The organism is Edaphobacter bradus, assembly GCF_025685645.1.
Classification (GTDB): domain Bacteria; phylum Acidobacteriota; class Terriglobia; order Terriglobales; family Acidobacteriaceae; genus Edaphobacter; species Edaphobacter bradus.
Map to the genome: position 1 here is coordinate 1,476,282 of NZ_JAGSYF010000002.1, position 24,802 is coordinate 1,501,083.

Sequence of the window (24,802 nt, forward strand, 5' to 3'; positions counted from 1 at the left end):
ATGGAGATCAGCCCCGGAGCCCTAATCTTCGGGGCTGATCTATTCCATCTCGTCCCGGTCGTATTCTTGGACGCCCACGGAAATAAAGCGAGCCAGAGAAAAAATAATGTTGACTCGACGTGAAGCCACTCTCATTTCGACATTCGTAGTCTGGGCCCTTGGAATGCAATGTCCGGTTGCATTTGGACAGAGTCTTCTCGATATGCGGACTCCCAAGGCACCGCCCATTCCACACATAAACGGCCCGAAAGTATATGGCGCAAGACCGGGGCATCCATTTCTCTACCGCATTCCGTGTACGGGCACTCGTCCGATCCACTTTTCGGCCATGGGACTTCCGTCATCGCTCAAACTTGACGAGACATCGGGAATCATCTCCGGCACCACTCCAGACGTTCCCGGTGAATACGCGACGACCCTAGAAGCCGCCAACTCACTTGGCAACGTGTCGCGTCAATTCAAGATCGTTGTGGGCGATCAACTTGGTTTGACCCCCCAGATGGGATGGAATGACTGGTATTCCTACTACGAGCACCCAACAGAAAGCGATATTCGCGAAGCTGCAGACGCAATGATTAAGTCGGGAATGGCAGACTATGGCTATCAATTCGTAGATATCGACGATGCCTGGGCTAGAAAACCGGGATCGTCCGATCCTCAATTGGAGGGGCCAGCGCGGAACGCTGATGGAGACATTCTTTCAAACGCACGATTCCCGAATATGGGTGGGCTCACCGAGTATATCCACTCGTTAGGATTGAAAGCAGGGATCTACTCTGGACCAGGACCTTTAACCTGTGCGAAGTTCGAAGCATCTTACGGACACGAAGATGCCGATGCTCGTCAGTTTTCGAAATGGGGTTTCGATCTGCTCAAATATGACTGGTGTAGCTATGGCACAGTAGTCAAAAGCCCTGGTCTTCCAGAATTCCAGGAGCCTTACAGGAAAATGAGCTCGTTGTTAGAGAAGCAGAATCGAGATATTGTTCTCAACATTTGCCAGTATGGAATGGGCGAAGTATGGAAATGGGGACGAAAGATCGGTGGTATGTCGTGGCGTACCACAGGTGATCTTGGGGCAGTCAAAGGGGGTAGTTTACCAGGATTCTATTCTGTCGGTTTTGCCAATGCAGCTCTTGATGCCTACGCAGGCCCGGGAGGGTGGAACGACCCAGACTATATCCTTATAGGAACGGTTGGCGACGCGAATGACATCAATTTGCCAGCCAAACCGACTCACCTAACACAGGGAGAACAATACAGCTACATGTCCATGTGGTCATTAATGGCTGCGCCACTCTTCTTTTCTGGAGAGATGACCAAGCTGGACGATTTCACCCTCAATGTTCTCTGCAACTCAGAAGTGATTGATATTGACCAGGACTCATTAGGAAGACAAGCAAAGGTCGTCCGAAAAACACCGCAAGAGTTTGTTCTAGCAAAACCACTCGACGACGGTTCTGTTGCGGTCGGCCTATTCAACCTGAGCACGGAGCCACTTACTATATCGGTGCCTTGGAGCGATGTGGAAAGGAGTGGGACTCTAATGGTTCGTGATGTCTGGCGTCACGAAAGTATTGGCGCATTTGCAAACGGTTTCTCATCTCAGGTGCCCGCCCATGATGTGGCGTTAGTGCGGATATCCCCACAGAGGACTCTCCCCGTGTCGCCGGCGAGGTAGCGTCCATGTCAGAGATGGTAATTGTCGATACTGATGGACCAGGCGACTGCGTGGTCTGTGCTTGCGCGATGAGCGTTCACAAGTCGGGCAGGAAGAAGTCGTGCCAGACGCGACGCCGTTTTCTTGGTACCGGCGGCGGCGCCATGGCCGCCGCTCTTCTCGCTCCTGCGGCAGTGCGCGCGGGCTGGGCCTTTCGACCAGAGATTGGTATGAGGCGCCTTCCCGAAACCTGGATCGCGCATAGCTCGCAGGAGATCAGGCCATGAGTACCTCGATTTTGACCCCGGTTGTGTTGCGCCGGGTTCGTCCGCTGATTTTGGGATTCGTCTGTATTGCTTACCAGAGCGCCGCGCCGGGCCAGGAAACGGTCAAGGTCGCAGTTGATTGGGGCAAGACCACGGTGGTATCGAAGTCCTCGCCCACGCTACAGGTGGTGGTCAATCCGCCGCTGCGGCCCGGGGAGCCCCTGGGTATAGCAGCTTACAAAGCTGTGAAAGAGCTAGGGGCGGACTACGTGCGCTATGTGCCCTGGCTTCCCTATCCCAGGCTGGCAGTGGCCGAGCTGGAGCCACCGACGCTGCAGAAAACCTCGTGGGATTTCAGCTTGATCGATCCGATGACCAAGGACTTTTTGGCCGCCACCGACGGCCATCCCACGGTGATGAACTTTAGCACCATGCCTGCATGGCTCTTCAAGAGCGATAAGCCCGTGACTTATCCTGACGATCCCAACAAGCTGGTGTGGAACTACACTCAGGGGACCGAGGAGCGCGACCCCACCGACAAGCAGATCGGCGACTACTATGCGCGGTTGGTGAGCTGGTACGTGAACGGCGGATTCACCGACGAGAACGGAGCGCGTCACGAGTCAGGCTATCACTACAAGTTTCCCGTATGGGAGGTTCTGAATGAGCCGGAGGGCGAGCATAGAACCACACCCGAACAGTACACGAGACGCTACGACACCATTGTGAGCGCGATTCACAAGGTTTCGCCGGATACGAAATTCATGGGGCTGGCACTGGGGTGGGCGAACCAGGAGCCGGGATATTTTGAATATTTCCTTGATGCGAAGAACCATAAGCCGGGAATTCCGTTGGATTACATCTCCTATCACTTTTATGTAGTGCCGGAGCCGACTGAAAGTGCAAACGAATGGCAATACACGTTCTTCGACCAGGCCAACGGATTCCTGAATACGGTGCGATATGTCGAGGAGATTCGTAAGCGTCTCTCGCCCGCGACAAAGACGGACCTCGATGAGCTCGGCGTCATCCTCCCCACGAGCAAAAAAGCCGGTGACAACGTGCCTCCACCGGCCGCGTACTGGAATCTGTGCGGATCGCTTTATGCGTATCTCTACATCGAGCTCTCGCGCCTGCAGATCGATTTGATCGGGATGTCGCAGTTGGTGGGATACCCAACGCAGTATCCCAGCGTAAGCATGATGGATTGGACCAAGAACCAGCCCAATGCGCGGTACTGGACGTTGAAGCTGATCAGGGATTCGTTCCACGCCGGCGATAAGCTCGTGGAAACATCGATCCGTTCGCGCGACGTAGCAGCGCAGGGTTTTGTGACCGGAGGCGGCCGCAAGCTGCTGCTGGCGAACAAGCGGAACCATGCGATTGATGTGGAGCTGCCGGAAGCGGAGAAGGCCAGCGCGCTGGCCGTGGATGCGGTGACTGGTGATGGGCCGGCGCGCAGCGTAAAACCCACGGACGGAAAGATCCATATGGAGCCATTTGCTGTGGCGGCGGTGAGTTGGTGAGAGAACGATTTAGAGGTGATTAGCGTGGTCAGGGGAAACCTCGTATGGATGAGTCAGAACCGGTGAGGAAGCATCAGCGAATTCGGCGTGCGAGGGTAACTGGTCGTTTCCAACGCTCACGGCTCTCCGAACTCATGTGGGGCGCTCCTGCAATGAGGCAGCCGGTACAACGTACTAGACATGGAGGAAACATTTGAGGAGTGTTTGCGCATCTGGCAGTTTCGGCTCGGGCCTGACACGCCGCCAATTTCTTGGCTCCGCAGGCGGCGCAGTGGCCGCCGCTACTCTCGGGCGCGCGGGCTGGGCCTCGCCCAGAGGTTCGGGCCGCCTGCCCATTGACGACGTTGATCCGTTCATCGGCACTACGAATGCAGGGTTGCGATGGATGCTTTTTCCAGGTGCATCTATGCCCTTCGGTATGGTCAAGTTCAGTCCAGACAACCGCGTTGGCAACATCAGGGCAGGCTATGACTACACGATCGGGACCCTTCTTGGGTTCAGCCACATTCACTCCTGGACGATGAGTGGCCTCCTAATGATTCCCACGACAGGCCCGCTGAAATTGGTGCAGGGACCCGAATCCGGTTCACCGGAAAGTTTCCGCTCGCGTTTCCGGCATGAGACCGAGAGCGCTTCACCCGGATACTATGCAGTTACGCTCGATGATTACGGCGTTCGCTGTGAACTGAGTGCCACGACACGCGCGGGGATCCAGCGTTACACTTTTCCGAAAGCCGATCAGGCTCGCGTCCTGGTAGTGCTGAATGTTCCCGGTGAGTATGGCACGGTCGTCCAAAATGCTGTGATCCGCCGCGTGAGCGACACGGAGATCGAGGGCGAAACAGAGCAGACGAACACCCACGTCTACACATTTCAAAAATACAAGCTGCACTTCGTCATCCAGTTCAGCAAGCCGTTCGATTCCATGGGCGGCTGGGTGGGGACGAATGTGACTCAAGATGCCAGGGAGATTGCCGGTCAAGGCGATGTGGGCGTCTTCGCCAACTATCGCATGAAGGAAGGCGAGGTAATTCTGGTCAAAACCGGGATCTCATACGTGAGCATCGACCAGGCGCGGCTCAACCTGGAAACGGAGATGAACCGTTTCGGGTGGGAGTTCGACGCGGTTCGAAACAATGCCTGCAACACCTGGAACAATCTGTTGGGGAAGATCGAGGTGGAAGGTGGCTCAGAAACCGATCGAAGAAAGTTCTACACCAATTTGTATCGGTCTTATGTGGCCAGAACGATCTTCAGCGATGTGAACGGCAAGTATGTCGATCCCACAGGCCGCGTCCGGCAACTCGCGAATCCCGAATCGCCGATGCTTGGCTGCGATGCCTTCTGGAATACCTTCTGGAACCTGAATCAGCTCTGGGGACTGGTAACACCGGAGGTCCTGGCCCAATGGGCAAGGTCGCAGATTCAGCTCAATGACGACGGCGGGTGGTTGTCCAAAGGGCCAGGGGGGCTTCGCTACAGCGGCGTCATGGTGGCTGAGCATGATATTGCCCTGCTGGTTGGCGCCTGGCAGAAGGGCATCCGCACATTCGACGGGGAGAAGGCCTTTGCAGCCATCAAGCATGTGCAGACGACTCCAGGAAAGGTGTATTACGAGGGCATCTACTCCGGGCGATGGATCGATGGGTGGGTCGGCATGGAACAACTTCCGGCATATCGCGATCTCGGCTACGTGCCCGCGGAGGAGAAGAGCGCATGGACCTCGCTTACGCTTGAGTACGCTTACGACGACTGGTGTGCCGCGCAGATGGCCAGGGCGCTCGGCAAGAGCGAGGATTTTCAATATTTCTCGAAGCGCGCTCAGAATTACCGCAACGTGTGGGATGCGTCAGTGGGTTATTTTCGGCCAAGACATCGGGATGGCACATGGATGAAGGAATTTTCGCCATCACAGACAAAGGGGTTCCTCGAGGGCACAGCGTGGCAGTACTCCTTTTGGGTTCCACACGACGTGAAAGGGCTGATCGGACTGATGGGGAGGGACGAGTTCGTGCGGCGCCTCAATCAGGGGTTCGAGGATTCGCAGCCGAATTTCGCCCGCGGTGTGGTCGATGTCGGCAATGAGGCGAACATGCAGGCACCCTGGCTATTCAATTACGCGGGCGCTCCATGGCTGACACAGAAATGGACTCGGGAGGTGATGGAGCACTCCTTCTCTGCCAGCCCATCCGGCTACACAGGCGACGAAGACCAGGGCCAGATGGGGGCCTATTTCGTGATGTTGGCGATGGGGCTGTTCGAAATGGATGGCGGTTGCTCCATAAAGCCGATCTATGAGATCGGCAGCCCGCTCTTCTGCCGTATCGTCGTTCACCTGGACAGGAAGTACTATCCGGGACGGCAGTTTGTGATCGAGACCCGGAATCAGTCACCCGGGAATGTGTATATCCAATCCGCTACGCTGAATGGCCAACCTTTGAACCAGCCTTGGATCTATCACAGCGACGTCGCCAATGGTGCCGAACTGGTCCTGACCATGGGACCTGAGCCAAACAAGAACTGGGGAAGCGCTCCCTGGGCCGCTCCCCCGCAGAACGAACCGTAACTCGCGCGCGGTCCTATTGGAACGTCTCGCTTCGCATTGTCGAGGATTATTTTGATGAAACATTGGACGCCTGCTCTGCTCTTTTTCGTTTTGTTGTTCAAGTTGGCCGGCGCACAGCTGGCGCATGATTCGGCCGCATGAAAAAGCAATGGAAGAGGACAGATCGATGAGCACCCTTGAAGGCATCAATCGGCGTGACCTGATCAAATGGATTGCCATAGCCTGTCCCGCCATGGGCGCCTCGACAGCACTATGGGGCAGCCGCCAGGAAGGTGAGTTGGTGGCAAAGGGACCCGCCCCGGGGCATCATCCGGCGCATCCACGGCTCTACTACAGCGCCGCCTCGCTGGATCGCATTCGGTGCACGCTGGCGTCGCATCCCGAAGCGGATGCCGCTTTGAAAAAGCATGGCGAAGAGTTGCTGGCTGCAGAACTGATTCCGGAAAATGTGGCCGAAATCGGGGGAGGACAACAGGCCAACTACGTTAAACCAGGAAACCAGATCGCAGAAATGGGTCTGACGCTGGGTCTTCTGTTTCACCTCACTGGGGAGGCGAAATATGCAGACAAACTTCGAGGTGCGCTGCTGTACTACACACATTATGTACGCTGGGCTGGTCCCGGGCTGGTGAACCGGTCTCCCCCATGGCATTCGGAACTGGACACGGAGTTGTTCAGCTTTGGATATGCAACGGGCTACGATGCGCTGCATTCTGTGCTTTCTGAAGATGACCGGAAGACGATCGCCGAGGGAATGGTGCGCTTGGCTGCGCTGCCCATCCTGGAGGATTGGGTGCTGCCGGGAAAACGTGTCCATTCGTTCGACTCGATGGGGCATAACTGGTGGGGCGTTTGCGTCGCGGGCGGAGGCCTCTGCGCGCTGGCGCTGCTCGGTGACGACCCGCGTGCGCACGGTTGGATTGACGCGGTCGATGCTGGATTCCTGCAATGGTTCCAGTACCCAGGGAATGTCCTGCAAAACCGCGTGCAGACCTTTGAGCGTTCCGGGCCTTCCTACGAGGGCGTGCTGTACACCAACTACGGCATTTCGGAGTATCTGTGCTACCGGCTTGCCTGGCAGAACACATTCCTGGGGCGGAAGGCGCCAAGGATTGAACCGCTGGATCACATCGCACGGTTCTTTCTGCAGACGCTCTATCCGACGTCGACAGGGTCCCTTGCTGTCAACTTCGGCGACTCGCCAACTCATGTCGATGTAACTACCACGATGATGTTGCTGTTCGCTTGTGGCCTTGGCACATCCGACGCCGCGCGTTATCTGCAGTATGTGCATACCCATCCGGAAAGCACACTGCTCACGTTGTTGCACAGAGAGGCCATACCCCGTGTCCATGGCGGTGCGCCGACAGCTTGTATTTATCCGCAGATGGGATGGGCAACGATGCGTTCGTCGTGGGAAAATGACGCCACATTTCTTGCGATGAAGTCAGGCTACACGTGGAACCACGCGCATGCTGATGCCGGCTCGTTCATCCTCTTCAAGCAGGGCGTACCTCTGGTGATCGATTCCGGAAACTGTCCGTACAGTCGGCCGGAGTACACCACCTATTATCGTCAAAGCCGCGCGCACAATGTGATCATGATGGATGGCGCCGGACAACCGGAAGAAGACATCAACTATGGTTGCAAGTTCCCGGGTCAGATGCACAGCTTGATTGACGGCCTGGGCTTGAAATACGTGTATGCCGATGCAACTGGCCCGATGGCCCGATGGTTTCGTCGCAACTATCGGCACTGGCTTTGGAGCGGAGATGTGATCTTCATCGTCGATACGGTGCTTGCATATACCGAAGGGCCCATGGACTGGTTATTGCACTACGAGGGTGAATACCGAGCCAATGCCGATGGAAGTATAACGTTGAAGAATGGCCCCGCCGAGGCCGTCGTCCACATGCTCTTTCCTCCTCATGCCCAACGGCAAGAAACTGGCCTGGCCGACCACGACCCCGACAGAAAGGTTCCGTACCTGGCCTTTCGTCCTGAGGCTGCGGACAAATCCCAACAATTCATAACGGCCATCTGTCTGGATCCGGCCGCCGTTCCGAGGCTTGAGCTTCTTAATGGATCAGATTTTGTTGGTATTCGCGCTCAGGCGGCGCATTCCGTTGAAGAATTGTATGTGAACCTCCGCGCCGTTAATGGATCAACGAGCACTGGCATCACGATTGGTGAATGGACGACAGATGCGTACTTCGTACATCTCACTCAGCCCGTCGCAGGAGGCGCGACAACAGCGCGGTACTTCATGAGCGACGGCAGCTATCTGCGCCGCGGCCGCCAGAGCGTTCTCGAATCTCTCTCGAAGCTGACCGCGTGTTGGTCGTCGGGCGAGTCGGTGGAGCTTGTTTCAGACGATGCATCCAACTCCATTCTGATCGCTGCCGAGCGACCTCCTCAGAGAACGCGGTGGAACGGAAGCGAGACCGCCACTGTGTACGACAAGGCGAGAAAGATCGTCTCTTTCAAGCGGACCAATTGACAGGGTGGTAGCGACTGTTACCCAAAGGTCAACGATAGCGGAAACTCCGCTGGGAGGACGTGACGCTCCTGCCCGTCTGCAAAGTGGCGCTTCGGCCTTTGCGCAAGGAGATCACCCTTCCATTCCCCAGAGAGCGAACACTCGACTCGCGCTTCGTCGATATCGTCCGGGAGGAGGATCTGGTCTCCAGGCTCAACAAACAGTAACGGATGTGCGGACCAGAGCCAGTTCCGTGTCTCGCGACCCAGGTTTGTTAACTGGTAGTGAAAGTCAATCGCCGATCCGTCCAGAGTTGCCTTCCGCGCGAGCTGCAGTTCGGAGCAGGGGCACGTTGCCGACATGCTCAGTTCGACCGCGGAGGCGTTCTGGATCTCCCACGACGTCCGCCATAGCTCTCCATGGTCGGGAACCGCAAGATGATGGGGGCTGGCGCTGCACGCGGCGACACTGGGCAGGCACTCATCAAACCCGCCCCGGTCGCTGTCTTCAAAGACGGAGCCGGCTGAGTTGCTGAGGTACGCCGCTGCCGGAGGCAGAAGAAACTCCGTTCCCGTGGAGCGCTCGGTCAGAGAGAAGAGCTTGCCGCCATATTCCGGATAGCACGCGAGCCGAAGAGCGGAGTTCTCGATGAAATACGGCGGCACGACGAATTCTCCCGTTAAAGGAGCTTAGCGCAGTAAACACATGACAATTCGCGAGGCCACGCTCGCGTTCGATGCTTCGCGAGAAAGGAGGCGCGAATTCCTCCACCTCTACCCGTCAGGTCTGACGAAGAATCTCATCTGCGGAGTTACTTCGTCATGTGGACGGAGTTGGATCCCTGATCTCCGACTACAACGGCGCGGTAGCCACCGACATCGTTTCGTATGAACAGGTCAGCCGGTTTCTGGAGTCGAAGTATCTCACGGCCGTCACGGGATAACGGGCCGCACTGACCGCACGCAAGTTTCTCGATCGTACCGTCTTTAGTTGTCTTGATCGCAAATACTCCCTCGTAGGATCCTCTGAAGTTGTGACCTCCCACGGTAACCGAGAAATCGTTCGGCGTGTGTTTCTCAATGGAAGCGAGATCCGTCAGGATCACGCTTCCATCTTCAAGCGATCCGCCGATCTTTTGAAGCGGGTCCTTTGTGATGGCCAGCTTGTCCAGGTTCGCGATATCGAAGCTATTCACCCGAGCTTTGGCCGCAATAGAAGAAAAGCGGTCGGCGATGGGTTCTCCGTCGAAGTCGCGTGTGGCTGTGCCTTCCAGCATCAACGCGCCTCCGTGTTGAACGTAGGCCTCGAGGAACGATAACGTCGAGCGCTTGGCATACTCCGGGTACAGGTAAACAATGGCGCGAAATCTGTGGCCATGAATCACCGGCACGCCGTGATCATCAAGTCGCAACATCCCGTTGTCAATCAAGTCGCTGGGGACGACTGCACAGCGAAATCCTGCATCCCAGAGCGCTTTTGCCTTCTCTTCAATCAGAAGTGAGCCGTTTACATCAAAGGAATTCCGGTCGGCTTCTCTCGGATACCAATTCAACAATCTCGGCATGCCAAACACTACAAGCAGAGGTAGCTCCGGCGCAGCCGGATCAAAGCGATTCAGCAGCCGTATCTTCTCTTCAATGGGATTGATGGTTTTCAGCAAAGGCTCTGTCGAAAGATCGACTCCCCAGGCCCCCACGTCGTTGTATCCGTGATAGTGAATGCGGGCGTTGAAGCGAGCATCATACAGGGCCTTCTCGGCGAACATATGGATGTCTCGCCCATAGAACTGGTCGTACATGATGTTGCCCGGATGAGAGACCAGCATGCCCATGCGAAGGGATATGGAGAGATTTTCGTCGCTCATGCCGTACTGGCGCGGAATGATCCACCAGTTCAGGCCCGACGTCCAAGGTTCGTCGTTGGTCAGGTGGTTGTGGATCGTATTGTGGATGCCGGCGAAAGTCGTCTCTCCGAAGACCTTCTTGCTGTAGTTGTTGAACTCCATCTCGATCCGTTGTGGGCCGGTTCGCAGAAAGTCCCAATATTTGTCGATCGCCCGGATGCGTACTTCGGGATGACCGCTCGGAGAATATCTCATAGCCAAGAGAGTCTCCGGCAGCTTCATGCCTGTACTTGCCTCGAACCGCGCCTGAAATGCTTCGCCCGCGAATAGGCCTCGCCAGGGCGGGTTTCCCAGCAGGCGCGTGTATCCGAACTCGTCGAGTGCTGTTCCATCCAGGGGGACGTCGCGGTACTCATCGAGGGCGTTGTGGACCCAGCGGATGTACGCGTCGTTCTGGAGATCCAGCGCGTTTAGCCATGTCTGCTGCATCGCGACCACGGTCTTGCCGGCGTACCTGGGGCCCAAGTCGATGGTCACGTCCATCAGCCCAGTGGTGGGGTCGCCGATTCTTGCAACGCCGTGTGCCTTTGTCGTGACATCTTCCAGAGTCCGCGGATCGTATTCACCATCTGCAGTTTTCGTGAACACGTAGACGCGCAACAGCTCACTCTTTAAGGGAGGGGCGAAGCGCAGCTTCGCACCAACCGTTAACGTGGCGTGGCCGCGATCGTCGAGCGTAGTCTCGGCCGAACTGACTACTGTCTGGGCTTCGTTGAACGAGATCTTTTGTTCCGTGTCGACGGTAAGCCAGTTGAACGCGGTCCCCAGCTTCAGCCCGTTCGCATGAGCGTCTTTCACGATGTTTGCCAGGAGCGCGTGCGATTTCGCATTGCCGGAGAACTTGTTGCACCACGGCGGCCAATGCGGACATGAGGGAGGCACGAAATCATTCGGAGGGAACATTGCAGAGAAGTTCACCCCGTTCCGTTCAGTCAGGAATGCAAATGTAAAGCGTGAGTCCTTCGCGATGTGCTGTACATCGTGTGCAGCCTGGCCGGGTGCAAAGGTCTCCGGTGTGATGAACCAATACACCAGCTCGGGGTAGCTGGCATTATGCAACGGCTGCTCAAAAGTAACCGGCACAGATACCTGCGCGTGTACGCTCAGAGAAAGAAAAAGCCCGACGGTCAAGCTCCAGGTATGCCTTTTCTTATGAGAGGTAGATCTCAGCTGCATGCATGTCCCTTCAGGTGGTTCATCTCAAAAGTCCCGACAGAGCGCATGTTGTGGCTGCATCAGCGGTCATACGTTCCAAGTGGATAAGGTGGCGGCCGCTGCGTTCCTCTTTGCGTATCTGAGAGAAAGAAATTGAAGAGCAATGAAGACTGCAAGGATCGCGGGCGTGTGCGTAAATGGCCATGTGATGCCGTACCATGTGCCAAGCTGCGCGAAGGCAAGGGGCAAGAAGAAACCGGTGGAATGCGAAAATCCTTCGTTCAATGCAAGACGCTTATGTTTGTGAAGCACGTTCGCTGCGCTGTAGCACTGACTGCCCATATAGCCGAAACCCGTAAATGCGCCAATGATTGCGTGACATAGCAGAATCACGATGAGGCTGTGGCTATCTGCGAGCAGCCAGATTCCGCCGCCGAGCAAGACCAGAGAGGCAATGACAGGCCAGAATTGGTGTTGCCACCGGACGGTCCGACCCATAACCAGAATGGTGAGAAAGAAACCAAGCGAAAGGACACTCTGCATCCAAGAATACAGGGTGGCAGCAGAGGGGCCGTGCTGTGCGGTGAAGACATGTAAGGGCAGGCTGGGTGAGAACAGGACGAGCCTCCCCTGCTGCACGAGTTGGTCGAGGCGTCCGGCATAGACGGTGCGGACGGCGCCAGTCAGGCCCCACCCCAACATATTCGAAAGCCAGCCACAGTAGAGATACGCTTCGTTATCGGCATCTGTCTGCAGTGTCGAAGTCACGTTCAGTTCAGCAGGGCAAACCGGCGGAACGCTCGTGAAATATTCGCGTTCGTGCGGCAACGCAAAGAGGAGAAGCCCGGAGACGATGCTCAATAGAAGAGTTGCCAGGAAGGGCAGTCGGTAATCTACACCATAAAGCAAGCCGGCGATGAAGGGTCCGAGGGTGAGGCCGATGCCGATCGACAGGTTGAAGTAGGAGAAGCTTTTTGCGCGGAGGGCTGCGTCCCGCTGCGCGCCGAGCCACGATTGCAAAGCGGGCCAAGCCAGTGCGAAGAAAAGCATCGCCATCCCGGTCAGAACGCAGAAGCTGATGACGTTGCGGGCGAGTATGGCGGTGGAATAGAACACGCCAAATCCTGCGGAGCCAATCAGGCAACAGAGCAAGACGTTCGGCAACACGGAAATGAACGATGCGGAGAGAAGGCACGCGACGCCCAGGCTGAGTACCTGAACTCCGTATGCCATTGCTGCAGCCCGCTCTCTTCCTCCCAGATGCTGGAAGGTGAAAAACGGGATCACCGTCATGGCTATCATCATGGCAAGCTGGAGCAGGAATGCGCCGAGGTAGTGCTGGAACTCGGACTTGAGATAGCGCGGGGCGGACCCGATGGGTCGAAGCATTGGAAGTTCCCTAAGTGTGTGAGCTATGTTCGAGTGACTCCAGGAGCGGAAGTCCGGCGCGAGTGCGAACGATGTTGAGGCAGTCGTGCAAACCCTTCTTTAGAGACCACGAGGGAACAAATCCAACTTCGTTTCTGAGTTTGCTCGAATCCAGCTCTTGAACGATGGGATATTCGCCTGGCTCGAGCTCGAACTCTGCATCGGGGATCCAACCGCGAATGATTTCCACGGCTTTGCGCATGCTGGCGAACTCGCCTGCAACGTTGAAGTTGCGGGTGGGGGTTTTCTCCGTGCAAAGTGCCTGTGCTACGAGTGAAGCGGCATCGACGACGTAGAGCCAGCCGTATTCTGCGTCTGCCAACGGCACCTGGCAGGGAAGGCCCAGAGCGGGGCGCTCCACGAGATTGACGAAGTACATTCCGTTGCCTCGCATACGTCCGACACCATATACCAAGGGGAAGCGTAGCCCCAACGTGTCGATTCCATATTTGTCGGTGTAGAACGTTGAGAGATATTCATTGAAGGACTTGCAGGCGCCATACAGCGACGTAGGGTAGTGTGGCGCATCGTTAGGCAGGGGCAGATCGTTATACTGTTTCGGCGAACCATACACGCCGACGGAACTGGCCCACACCACTTTGCGAAGATTGGCCAGACGCGCCGCCTCGAGGACGACATGGTGCGCCTCAACCATGTTTCGGATTGCGAGAGCCGGATCGCTCTCCGTTTGCGAGGAGAGTGGCGACGCGAGGTGAACGATCGCTTCGGAATTGTGCTCACGAAGAATCCGGATGAATTCACCGGCATCATTCACATCGCCCGTGACGACGCTCATGCGTGAGCGCTCGGCCTCGTCCAAAACGTATTCGAGGGAATTGCTCTCGATCTGAATGTCATACGCGACAACCGTATGATTGGCTTGAATCAGTTCACGGACGACATGGGATCCAATGAACCCTGCTCCGCCGGTAACGAGTACATTCATGCTTGTTCTCCGAATGAGCTGCAGAAGCCTATCGAGGACTCCGTGCAAGTATCCGAGGGGTGTAGTTATGCAGGCCACGGCGTATCTCTCCGAACCAGAGAGCGTGCGCGGTGCGACCGAGGATGCTGGCCCTTGCGGAGGCCTGAAGATTGAGCGCGTGGGTAAAGAGCCGCAGGTTTTGCGAGTAGTCCGACTTCGGACTCCATAACTCGCATGGAAAGCAGTTGCCCCAAACACAGCGTTCCGGGCTATACGCCGCGATGATGGTCATGCACGGCTGGTGCATATCGCGGTAGGGATATTCCTCTCGACTGCCGAGCGGCAGGAAGCTCAGCTTGGCGTAGGCATTCGAGAATTGTGCCAGCCGGACCATGGCTGCTATGGTTTCAGACAAATCCGGACCAGCTTTCGGAAGCAGACAGTGATCAATGACGACCGGTAGATTGGGAAATGCCTCAAGCATTCGCGCTAGGTCGTCGGCCTTATCGCAGCCGACAGAGACGTTCACAACAATGCCTAGCTGTTCGGCAGCCCGCCACAGCGCTCGCACGCCTGGATGATCGAGTTGGCTGCCGGAGCCCACGTAGGTGCGTAGACCACGTACTCCGTCTTCGGTCACATATCGCGTGAGCAACTCGGACGCAGAAGTGTCGTCCGGATCAAGCGCGCAAACACCAGCGAGATGCTTTGGCTTGGTGCTGGAGACATCGCGGATAAATGAGTTATTCCAGCCGTAGAAACTAATTGGCTGTATGGCGCAGGCCGCCGAGACGTGGTTTGTGCTAATAAGCGCATCCAATGTTTTTAAAGAGCCCGACTTTCCCGGAGGCCGAGTCGGATTATCGATGGCAGGGTATTCTGCATCGTTCTCAGCATAGATATGCGCATGAGTGTCAATGATGAGCACGGGTCAATTGCCTCTCAGGGCTTGGTAGTTCCTTCGGGACTTCCTGCGCCAGACAAAAACAGCCTTTCTCCGTCAACCGTCGCTTCGTTGTCCGCGATAAGGTGTGAGGCGAGAAAGCACAAGCACCGCTTTCCGTCTGAATCGCATTCAGTTCCTTGGATCACACGTTAATTGATATTTCAATACGTCGCCCGGGATCATTATACAACCCCGGCTCGCTTGTCAAGTACATTCCATGCACCACCTCTTGTTTGCCTGTACCTGGCTAGTTTACCGAGAATATGCGCCGGAGGTGGAACACAGGAATGATTCGAACCGCATCCTGTACTTGACGTCTCGCTATTGAGTTTGATATTTCAATGGGCTGCTAACGAAACGTGTCGTTGCAGGGAATAAGAAGGCTGGCAAGCGATCAGCACAGAGCCAGCCGAAAGGGCACAGCGTGAAGATCACAAGGATGGATTATGCATCTCCGCGCGATAATGAGCGGAAAGTAAATGAGCTCGAGGGGTTCGCGTACGCAGCGGAGGGATTTCCGCTGACGCCGCCGAACTAGGCATAGGGAAGTTGTATCAAACGAAGATTCCGGAGGTACCTGTAAATGTCTTGCATTCAATTGAATCTGCGCCACTATCGCGCCTATCCGCAACGAGACTTTTTGGGCCACGTTACCGAAACGGTAGAGATCGATGTCGACAAAACAGCGTTCGTCCTGGTCGACGTCTACGGCCTCGGGTTTTCTGAAGAGGATGCCACGCCTCACCCGCGGTCCTCGATGGACATATGGACCGTGGACCAGGAGAAGAAGGTCAACGTGGAGAGGATCAAGCCTTCGCTGGATGCCGCGAGGGCGTTGGGCCTGCCTGTGATCTATGTGAGTAACAGCGCCCCCCGCATCGCCCTGTCGAAGTCTCAGTTTGCTAAGCAATTGAAGCGCTCGCTGGACATTGTCTTTGAGGAGCTCTGCGCCGAAGACAACATCGATCCGCGCCAATACTACTATGGTTCGTCAGAGTTTCTGAAACATTCCAAACTCTTAGAGCCTCGAGAAGGCGATTATTACATCAGGAAACTCTATTACGGAGGATTTAAGGATACGCATCTCGATGCGTTGCTCCGCGACCTCGATGTAAAGACGTTAGTGTTTGTTGGATATGCCGCTGACGTCTGTCTGCACTGCACCATGATTGACGCGCTCAACCTGAATTACGAAGTGATCTTTCTGCGGGACTGTACGCTGGCGAACCTTGAATTGTTTCCTCAAGAAACGAAAGGCACATATGGATTCACCGAGCGGATTGTGATGTGGAGCGAGGTCTACGTGGGCCGCTCTACGACCTCAGTAGACTTCATTGAAGCCTGCAACGCCGCAAAGAAGGAGAGCGGGTCAGTGGCTGAGGAGACGGCAACTTCGAGGTCATCGTAGATGTCATGGATCAGCATTGGCGGTGGCCAACCTTGAGCGTGGAGTTTGGCGTAACGGTACCAGACACATGGAAATGTAATCGAACCGACTACTGGGAGCACACTGACTACATTTCCGTGCCAACCCTGATAGCCCAGAAGCTGGGCCTACGAACTCAGGAAGCAGGATGACGTCACAGACAAACAACCAGAGCCGCAGAGAATTTCTGTCATCGCTGGCAATGACGAGTGGGTTTCTGGCATTCGAGCCGAGGGCCTTCGCGTCAACCAGCGGGTCGGAAAGGCCCGCCGGAGTGAAGATCTGCGCGAAGCCCGATCTGTACAAACTCCAGCATCTGTCTGACCAGGCGATCCTCGAAACCTACGTTCGTGTGCTGATCGATGCTTGTCACTATGCAGAGGGCGACTGGAGAGTGTCAGCGTTCGATCCCACAGTGGGCTTCTGGGGTGATGGGGTTAGCGTGGGCAACGAGGGTATTCGCGCGCTTGCCAGCATGGCGTTGGCGTGTGCCACCCTGCTCAAGTATGAAGATGTCCTTAGTGCCGCCGAGCGTCGAGAGTTTCTGGAAACGACGAAGTCTTCCCTTCGCTATGCGACTGCGACGCACCTAACCGGCACGCAGAAATGCACGGATGGGAAATCGTGGGGGGCGACGATCCAATTCCGTGGCGAAAGTTGGCAATCGGGTATGTGGACCGGCACGCTGGCCTGGGCGGCGTGGCTGATCTGGAGCAGCCTTGACCCTGCGTTACAGCAAGGATTGGAACGCGTGATCGCACACGAGGCGGACATCCTGTCGCATAGACAGCCTCCCACCGGACTCTGGTCCGACACGAAGGCCGAGGAAAATGGCTGGGAAGTGCCGTGCCTAGTTCTGAGCGAGCTGCTGTTTCCCATCCACCCGCATGCAGCGGCCTGGCATGAAGCTGCCTTGGAGTACATGATGAACACCCTGTGCACCGAGGCTGACAAGCGGGACACCAGCCTGGTGGACGACCGGCCGGTCCATGAGTGGGTGAGAGGCGCGAATCTGCAACCAGATTTCACGCTCGAAAATCACAACCGCTTTCATCCATCTTATGTCGGTTGCAGTTGTTACTTCCTGACGCAGGCGGCGATGTATTACACGTACGGCGGCAAGGCCGTTCCTCAGGCGGCTACGCACCACCTTATGGACACGTGGCAGATGTTCCGGTCCATCACCCTACCGTGGGGCGAATCTGCTTTCCCGCAGGGCATGGACTGGGAGTTGCATGGGCTACCGTTTATCAATCTCTTTGCGAGCCTTGGCACGCGTGACCACGACGCGTTCGCGGCGCATATGGAACAACGCAGCTTGCAATACATGCGCACGTGGCAGGTGTGGGGCAAAGGCAGCTTAGCGTTTCCAGGGTCGCGCTTTGGTATCACCCGTCACGCTATTAATGCGGAACAGATGGCCTACGGCTTGCTGGCGCACAAATTATTTGGACCGGCGGTAGCCGAAATGAGCGTCCATGAGGCAACGGCACAGGAAGTGGGAACTCGTGAGCATTCCTACGTAGGCATGGTCACTCACCGCACGCAAAAGAAGTTCGCGTCCTTTTCGTGGAAGAACAAGATCATGGGGCTGTTGATTCCAATCGGGCCCGGTCATGAGGGAAATCCGAACTTTATGGTCCCCATCGAAGATGGGTTCGTCGGTTCCTTCGAGCTCTCTCCTCGCGTCGATACCAAGGTTGCGGTGGTTGAACATTCGTGCCGGGAAACACCAGACGGCTTTGAAGCCGAGGCAACATTGTTGCTCAACGACGGCCAACTGAAACAGATGCTGAGGATGACGTCCGTTGGGAACCAAACGGTGGTCTACGAGGACCGTGTCATCGCGCTCGCCGATGTCACGGTAGTGAGCGAACGTGGCGTACCGATTGGTATCGAGAATGATGAAATCAGTGGAGGCGAACGAGTCGTCTCCTTCGATGGAGGGCATAGCGTCTTTGACTTCAAAAAGCCGCAACAGCCCATTAAATTCTCTGGGATCTGGGCCAATGTGGATGGCCGGCTGGGTGTGGTAGCCGTGGCAGGGTCCGGAATTGCGTATGCCCAGGCCAGCGATTATTCGCCGGGGATCGCGGTGTATGCGGATCGGCTCCATGGGAGCTATTCCAATCGCACTCGCCAGTTCAAGGTAGGTGAGGAAGTGGCACGCCGCATCGTCGTCCATTTTGTGGAAGTGACACCGGGAGAGACAGCGACGCTCGCGCTCTCTTGCACGATCAAGCAGAAACCCGGAGCCAGCACTCTGGTGTTCAAGCAGCCGGAAGGGACGATCGCTGAGATCCCCTTGCTGCCTGACTACAAACAGCCCGTGAGAGTCGCTCAATTGAGCAACGTCGAAAAAGACGAAGGTAAACATGATACGGAGCTGCGCTCTCCGATAAAGCTATGAACTCCTCCTCTCAGTCACGTCGTGGCTTTCTGAAGTCCGTCGCGTTAGCCGCGCCGACCGTCGTTGGCGGTCTATCTGCAGCAGGGCAGTCGCGTGCTGCGACGTCGCCTGCTCGTTCTGCGTTCGCTATGAGCGCGACCGGGCCTGCGTCGAGGAACTATCTCGGTAAGGACACGCGTCTCTCGATCGCGATGTGGGACTTTTCCTGGCTGATGGGGCAGTATCCCGGAGGTGCGTACGAGGATCTCGAGCGGCGCATCGCCGAAGCCGCAGAACGTGGCTACAACACGCTGCGGGTCGATTGCTTTCCTTCACGGATTCTGGAGCCTGAGTCGACATTTCCTGTGACAGGGTGGGTTCCGGGAAAGAACCTGCCCAGGTGGGGTGAGCTCGCAAAAGACTACACCTGCAACGTCCGCAAGAAAGTTGCGCAATTGGCCGATCTTTGTCGAAAGCACGGCATATGGTTGGGCCTGGATTCGTGGGATAAGGCTCATATGTTTCGCTGCACGAAGCTCGCCTCCATTCACACGTCCGGTGCGCCAAGTAACTTCTTCGGCGGTGCGAGCGAGACCAGAATCCCCATCGGGGAAGAAGAGCGCGCCTTTACCGCATACGGCGAGGCCTGGGTCAAAGCGATCAAGCTGATGCGTGAGGATGGAGTGCTGGAGAGGGCGGTATGGATTGCCCCGATGAATGAAGTGCCGCACTTCGGCGGCCGGGGTATCGAGGCGATCCAAGCGATCGAGCACAAGGTGAGAAATGAGGGTGAGACGAAGCTGGAAACCACTACGGCTGTGGATGCGATCTACCGCCGGATCAATCACTCCATGGTCGTCCCAATCCACTCGGAGATCGCCAAGGAGCACATTCCAATTTCGTATTCCTCACTCGGAGTCGAGAACTACGCTGCACGTCTGACCGACCTGTATGACGTGGTCGATCTTCATTGCATGCCGGAAGTGATTCTGGACGACGATGACAAGCGAGCCTTTCTGCAGGCCGGCCACAACGCTCCGTTCGGTTCCTTCGGCGACTTTGAAAAGATGGACCTCAAGGCCTATTCGACGGCGTGGGACCATGCGTGTCGGAAGCACTATCCGGCCATGCTGGAGATGGTGTCCAACTACTTCAAGACGGCGCTCGAGCGCACCACTTTGGCTTCGGGAAAGAGATTGCAGTCGATCGTTACGGAGGCGTTTGGCCCGTGCTTCTGGCCGGACAGTCCCGCCGTGAATTGGGAGTGGTACAAGCGCTACAACGCAGACGCGCTGCGAGTCGTGGCGGCGATGGAACTCACCGGAGCCACGCTCTCCAACTATGGCGAACCGCTTTTCGAGCTATGGAACGATACCGGCTGGCACTGGGCCGGAAACAACTACTTTCGGACGGCGCCCTCACTCGGGCTCTAGTATCGGACATCACACGCGTCACTCAGGAGAAGAGGTTGAGCACTCAGATCTCACGTCGCAGTCTTGCCAAAGCGCTTGCAGCCAGCGGGACGGCGCTCAGCATGTCACGCCTGGGTATCGGGCAAACGACGGCACCGGAACTACTCGCCGCGCATGGCTGGGAGCCCGTGCACCCCGGCGTGTGGCGAGCCACCTTTGGTACGCCTGAGAAATTCACGCCGGTCGCCAGTCGCCTCGTACCTCCGCAGGTGGCGGCGTTTGCAAAGCTGCCTCGCGTGGAGACCGCGCCGTTACCGCCTCTCACGGCGAGACGAATGGGACGCGGCTGCACGCTGCAGATACCGTTGAAAGCCGGAGAGCAGATCTTCGGCCTTGGATTGCAGCTCCTTTCCTTCGCGCAACGCGGACGGAAGAGGGTCGCGCGTGTGAACGCAGATCCGAAGGCGGATAGCGGGGATTCTCACGCGCCTGTGCCGTTCTACGTGACGACGGAAGGGTATGGCGTTCTGATCGACACCGCGCGCTACGCGACCTTCTACTTCGGCAATGCACATCCCAAGCCAACGCAGCCCGTGGCGGCCGTAGCAGGGGCAAGCGTCGATCCGAAATATTCAAATACGTCGAAGGATGCCAGCAACGACTTTGTTATGGTGGATGTGCCAGACGTGTCGGGTGTTGATGTCTACTTGTTCGCTGGTCCGGATATGTTGGGTGCGGTGCGTCGATACAACGTCTTTTCCGGCGGGGGCTTTGTGCCTCCGGAGTGGGGGCTGGGCTTCTGGTATCGCAACATGGCCAAGGCGGGCCAGACGGACGTGCTCGCTATGGCGCGTGAATTTCGCGATCGTCACATTCCTTGTGACGTCATTGGCCTGGAGCCAGGCTGGCAATCGCACGCGTACTCCTGCTCATTTGTCTGGGACAAGGACCGTTTCCCTGATCCTTCCGGCTTTCTGCGAGCTGCGGCCGATCAGCATTACAAGATCAACCTCTGGGAGCATGCGTTCACGCATCCCTCGTCTCCACTCTTCCCACAGCTCGAGCCGTACTCAGGAAACTTCGGCGTGTGGCAAGGACTTGTGCCTGACTTCGTCGGCGAGCGCGCCCGAGCCATCTTCGGTGACTATCACGGCAAGACCCTGATCGAAGCCGGAGTGAATGGCTTCAAGCTCGACGAGTGCGATAATTCGGACTACACGCACGGATGGTCGTTCCCGGAGTGCAGCTCGTTTCCGTCGGGTGTGGATGGCGAGCAGATGCACAGCGTCTTCGGTCTGCGCTATCAGATGGCCATCTGGAATGAGTTCCGCAAGCGAGGCCGCGAGACGTACGGCATGGTGCGGTCCAGCGGCGCGTTGGCTACGCCCTACCCGTTTGTGCTCTACAGCGATCTCTACAACCATCGCGATTACATTCGTGCGCTGGTGAATTCCGGATTCAGCGGACTCCTCTGGTGCCCCGAAGTTCGCCAGGCCGACAGCGTGGAGGATCTGATTCGACGTCTGCAGAGTGTCGTGTTCTCGTCGCTGGCGCAGGTCGATTGCTGGTACATGAAGAATCCTCCGTGGAAGCAGGTCGACCGGAAGCTGAACAACGCCGATCAACTGATTGAGAATTGGGAGGCGCTCGAAGCCCGTTGCCGCGAGATCATTGGCTGGCGGATGCAATTGGTACCCTATCTGACGGCGGCTTTTCAACGCTACGCCGATGATGGGACCCCTCCGTTTCGGGCACTGGTGCTGGATGCACCGCAGGATAATCGGCTCCATACGGTGGATGACCAATATATGGTCGGCGACCGGATGATGGTGGCTCCGCTGTTTGCTGGGGAACCAAGCCGGAAGGTCATTATGCCGGAAGGCCAGTGGCACGATTTCTGGAGTGGCGAGCCCATCAAAGGCGGCTCAGAGATATCCGTACGATCTTCGCAGGAACGGATTCCGGTGTACGTGAAGAGCGGCAGCATTGTTCCGTGGGCGAATGTAGGCCTCTTTGCCGGAGCACCGGAAACGAGGCGGATCACTGCTCGTGTTTATGGCGACGGGTCGTTGCCCTTTTCGCTGCTCGGGCGCAATGGCACCCTGCGGCTAAGTTGGCGCAACAAGAGCGGAATCGTCGACGGGAAGGGCAGCGGGTACAACGTGTATGCTTGGACGGTCATAGGCTGAGAGCGCTGACTAACGCTCTCAGCTCTCTCCGCCCTGATCGTTATGCTGGTCAGCTGTCTGTCATCGTTTTAGCAAGCCAGATGGTGGACGATCAGACGCTGCCGTGGCCCATTCTTTATTGGGCTTGCTGCTCATGCGAAAACGCAGCTCACCACCGGCCACGATGTCTGTGTGCGTCAGCCAGGAACGGGTCAGTGGCTTGCCGTTCAGTTGCGCATTTTCGATGTAGACATTTTCGGCAGAGTTATTCTCGGCCACGATGTTGAAGCGTGTTCCGGCGGTCGTATTCTGCAGCGTGACCCGATTCACGAGCGGGCTCCCGATGACATACACTCCCGTGGCTGCATTGATGGGGTAGAAACCAAGCGCAGCGAAAACGAACCAGCTCGATAACTGACCGCAGTCGTCATTGCCAGGAATTCCCGCGGGTGTGTTGTTGTATAGGGCAGCCACTTTACGCACCCAATACTGGGTCTTCCAAGGAGCGCCTGCAAAGCTGAAGAGATAAGGGTGATGATTGCTCGGCTCGTTGCCCTGAGCATCCTGACCCACCATGCCGGTAACGTCCGGACGAGCGTCGTAGACATACGACGGCGACGTAAAGAGGGCGTCCAGCTTAGCAATAAACGCGGCGTCGCCACCAAACAGGTCGATGAGACCCTGAACGTCATGCGGAACGGCGAAGGTAGCTTGCCAGGCGTCCGCTTCCACGTAGTCGTCGAGTTCTTGGTCAGGGCGGAAGGGCTCGCGCCACTTCCCATCTTCCGATTTACCCCTCATGAACCCTGTCGTAGGATCAAAGACGTTCTTGTAGCTCTGGCCCAGTTTGTAGAACATCGCGGCGTCATCGTGTTTGCCCAGCAGTTCGGCCATGGCCCCTGCGCACCAGTAGTCGTACGACAGATCCAGCGTGAGTGAAACGGATGCCGATCCATGTGACCGCATGGGATAGTAGCCGCACTCGCGAAATTGTGCGCGCATGTCGCCACTATCTTTGCCGACTGGCCCGATAAGTGCCGAATCGCGAATCGCCGTGTAAGCGGCTTCGATGTCGAAGTCACGGAACCCGCGAGTATATGCTGCAACGATCATCGCCGCCGCATGGAACCCGGGCCTCATGCTCCAAGTTTCGTTGCCCCACAATGTCCACATAGGCAGCGAACGAAGGCCAAGCTGTTCGTAGTCGACTAACAGCGTACGAATGATGTCGTTGGTGCGGTGGGGCTGCATCAGCGTAATGAACGGGAATTCACCGCGGTAGATATCCCAGATGGAGAGAGTGGTGTACCGCGTAAAGCCAGGATTGGGATGGTTCTGATGATCCTGGCCGCGATAGGCACCATCCACATCGTTGAACGTGGCAGGCGCAACGAGGCCATGGTAGGCGCCGGTGTAGAAGGTTTCGGTGAGAGACGGGTGTGGAAGCTCCGCATCAAGGGTACTCAACGCCTTGGCCCAGGCCTGTTCGGCCTGTCGCACCACGCCGTCGAAGTCCCAATCAGGGATTTCGGCAGCCAGGTTTTTCGCAGCGCCCTCGAGACCTGTACAAGACAGGCCCACACGAATGACCAGAGGTTGCGAGCCTGGTGCATGGCTGAAGATGGCCTTAAGTTCCTGGCCAGAGAACTTGCCTTCAACCGCAGGGGAAGTGACCTTCCCGTCCACATTGAGTTGGACCGATGCGATGGGACGTGAAAACTCCATCACGAAGTAGACCTGTTTGTCCGCAGCCCATCCGTGGGTGTAGCGCTTGCCGCTGATGCGCGACTCGCTCTCGATATTCAGCTCTGCGTAGTAGACCTTGCCGCCCACGCCGTGAACCAGATCCAGAAGCACTCCCTGGCGAGTGTGGGTGGGCAAAGCGCGATAACTGTAGCGGTGCATGCCGCAGCGTGTGGTCGCAGTCAGTTCTGCGCGTACATCCGGCGTATCGAGGTGCACGCTGTAATAACCAGCCCTGCTTTCTTCCCGCGCAGCGGAAAAGAAGGAACGATATCCCGGTACAGGGCCGTTGAACACCCAGCCCGAGTTCATGCCGAGGGCATGCATCTGCATCTCGGCCTGATCTTCAGGAGCACCAGCATCCCAGGTCCAGTTTCTGCCCTCAACAACAGGCATTAGCAGGACATCACCCATATCGCTGCCGCCGACACCTTGAAGATGAGTATGGCTGAAGCCCAGCACGACATTGTCAGGGTAGTGGTAGCCGGAATCGTGCTCCCATTGTGTGTAATCGCCACGTGCGTTCCATCGTGGTTCCGGCGGGCCGGAGGTGTCGGGACTTAGCTGTATCAATCCGAAGGGAGCTACGGCCCCGGGAAAGGTATGTCCGCGCCATCCGGTACCAATCAATGGGCGGACCTTAGCCACGGAATCGTGAAGGGACTGCGTCTTGGTTGCAGCCTCAGCATCCTGTGGCGCATATAGAACGCGAGCAGAGAGGACGACACTGACCGCCGTCGCTGCGCCACCTTTTAGAAAGTCGCGTCTCTGGACTTTGGGAAAATTCCGATGCATTCCAGATGCTCCCTC

The 24,802-nt window shown here is 56.8% G+C and carries 14 protein-coding genes; 8 read left to right on the forward strand and 6 right to left on the reverse strand.

The annotated features are described in order from the left end of the window. The first annotated feature begins 106 nt into the window (after window positions 1-106). From OHL16_RS12220 to OHL16_RS12235, 4 genes are all read left to right on the forward strand, one after another. Complete coding sequence (locus OHL16_RS12220) at window positions 107-1,681, forward strand: putative Ig domain-containing protein (RefSeq protein WP_263367401.1); 1,575 nt, start codon at window positions 107-109, stop codon at window positions 1,679-1,681. 262 nt (window positions 1,682-1,943) lie between these two features. Then, complete coding sequence (locus OHL16_RS12225; protein ID WP_263367402.1) at window positions 1,944-3,452, forward strand: glycosyl hydrolase family 39; 1,509 nt, start codon at window positions 1,944-1,946, stop codon at window positions 3,450-3,452. A gap of 271 nt (window positions 3,453-3,723) precedes the next feature. Further along, window positions 3,724-6,018, forward strand: a complete 2,295-nt coding sequence (locus OHL16_RS12230) for a GH92 family glycosyl hydrolase (RefSeq protein ID WP_263367459.1) — start codon at window positions 3,724-3,726, stop codon at window positions 6,016-6,018. Window positions 6,019-6,184: 166 nt separating this feature from the next. Beyond that, window positions 6,185-8,518 carry a heparinase II/III family protein gene (locus OHL16_RS12235; RefSeq protein WP_263367403.1) on the forward strand — a complete coding sequence of 778 codons (2,334 nt, stop codon included), beginning with the start codon at window positions 6,185-6,187 and terminating at the stop codon, window positions 8,516-8,518. A 17-nt stretch (window positions 8,519-8,535) separates the two neighbouring features. Here the strand turns inward: OHL16_RS12235 and OHL16_RS12240 are convergent, their stop codons facing one another. The 5 genes from OHL16_RS12240 to OHL16_RS12260 form a co-directional block, all read right to left on the reverse strand. Then, window positions 8,536-9,162 carry a hypothetical protein gene (locus OHL16_RS12240; protein WP_263367404.1) on the reverse strand — a complete coding sequence of 209 codons (627 nt, stop codon included), beginning with the start codon at window positions 9,160-9,162 and terminating at the stop codon, window positions 8,536-8,538. A 146-nt stretch (window positions 9,163-9,308) separates the two neighbouring features. Then, window positions 9,309-11,483, reverse strand: coding sequence for a hypothetical protein (locus tag OHL16_RS12245; protein ID WP_263367405.1), 2,175 nt, complete (start codon window positions 11,481-11,483; stop codon window positions 9,309-9,311). 159 nt (window positions 11,484-11,642) lie between these two features. After that, the gene (locus OHL16_RS12250) at window positions 11,643-12,944 is read right to left on the reverse strand and encodes an MFS transporter (RefSeq protein WP_263367406.1); all 1,302 of its coding nucleotides are present in this window, start codon (window positions 12,942-12,944) and stop codon (window positions 11,643-11,645) included. 10 nt (window positions 12,945-12,954) lie between these two features. Next, the gene (locus OHL16_RS12255) at window positions 12,955-13,929 is read right to left on the reverse strand and encodes an NAD-dependent epimerase/dehydratase family protein (protein ID WP_263367407.1); all 975 of its coding nucleotides are present in this window, start codon (window positions 13,927-13,929) and stop codon (window positions 12,955-12,957) included. A gap of 28 nt (window positions 13,930-13,957) precedes the next feature. Continuing rightward, window positions 13,958-14,836: an amidohydrolase family protein gene (locus OHL16_RS12260; RefSeq protein WP_263367408.1), complete on the reverse strand. Its 879-nt coding sequence runs from the start codon at window positions 14,834-14,836 to the stop codon at window positions 13,958-13,960. A 601-nt stretch (window positions 14,837-15,437) separates the two neighbouring features. Here OHL16_RS12260 and OHL16_RS12265 point away from each other — a divergent pair. The 4 genes from OHL16_RS12265 to OHL16_RS12280 all read left to right on the forward strand — a co-directional run bounded on the left by OHL16_RS12265 (window position 15,438) and on the right by OHL16_RS12280 (window position 22,270). Further along, window positions 15,438-16,262 carry a cysteine hydrolase family protein gene (locus OHL16_RS12265; protein ID WP_263367409.1) on the forward strand — a complete coding sequence of 275 codons (825 nt, stop codon included), beginning with the start codon at window positions 15,438-15,440 and terminating at the stop codon, window positions 16,260-16,262. 166 nt (window positions 16,263-16,428) lie between these two features. After that, the gene (locus tag OHL16_RS12270) at window positions 16,429-18,690 is read left to right on the forward strand and encodes a hypothetical protein (RefSeq protein WP_263367410.1); all 2,262 of its coding nucleotides are present in this window, start codon (window positions 16,429-16,431) and stop codon (window positions 18,688-18,690) included. Then, a complete protein-coding gene (locus OHL16_RS12275; protein ID WP_263367411.1) occupies window positions 18,687-20,102 on the forward strand; it encodes a cellulase-like family protein in 1,416 nt (471 codons plus the stop codon). Before OHL16_RS12270 ends, OHL16_RS12275 begins: the two co-directional genes overlap by 4 nt. A 35-nt stretch (window positions 20,103-20,137) precedes the next feature. Then, window positions 20,138-22,270 carry a TIM-barrel domain-containing protein gene (locus tag OHL16_RS12280; RefSeq protein WP_263367412.1) on the forward strand — a complete coding sequence of 711 codons (2,133 nt, stop codon included), beginning with the start codon at window positions 20,138-20,140 and terminating at the stop codon, window positions 22,268-22,270. A gap of 60 nt (window positions 22,271-22,330) precedes the next feature. Here OHL16_RS12280 and OHL16_RS12285 read toward each other — a convergent pair whose 3' ends face one another. Further along, window positions 22,331-24,787, reverse strand: coding sequence for a GH92 family glycosyl hydrolase (locus OHL16_RS12285; protein WP_263367413.1), 2,457 nt, complete (start codon window positions 24,785-24,787; stop codon window positions 22,331-22,333). Between the last annotated feature and the right edge of the window lie 15 nt (window positions 24,788-24,802).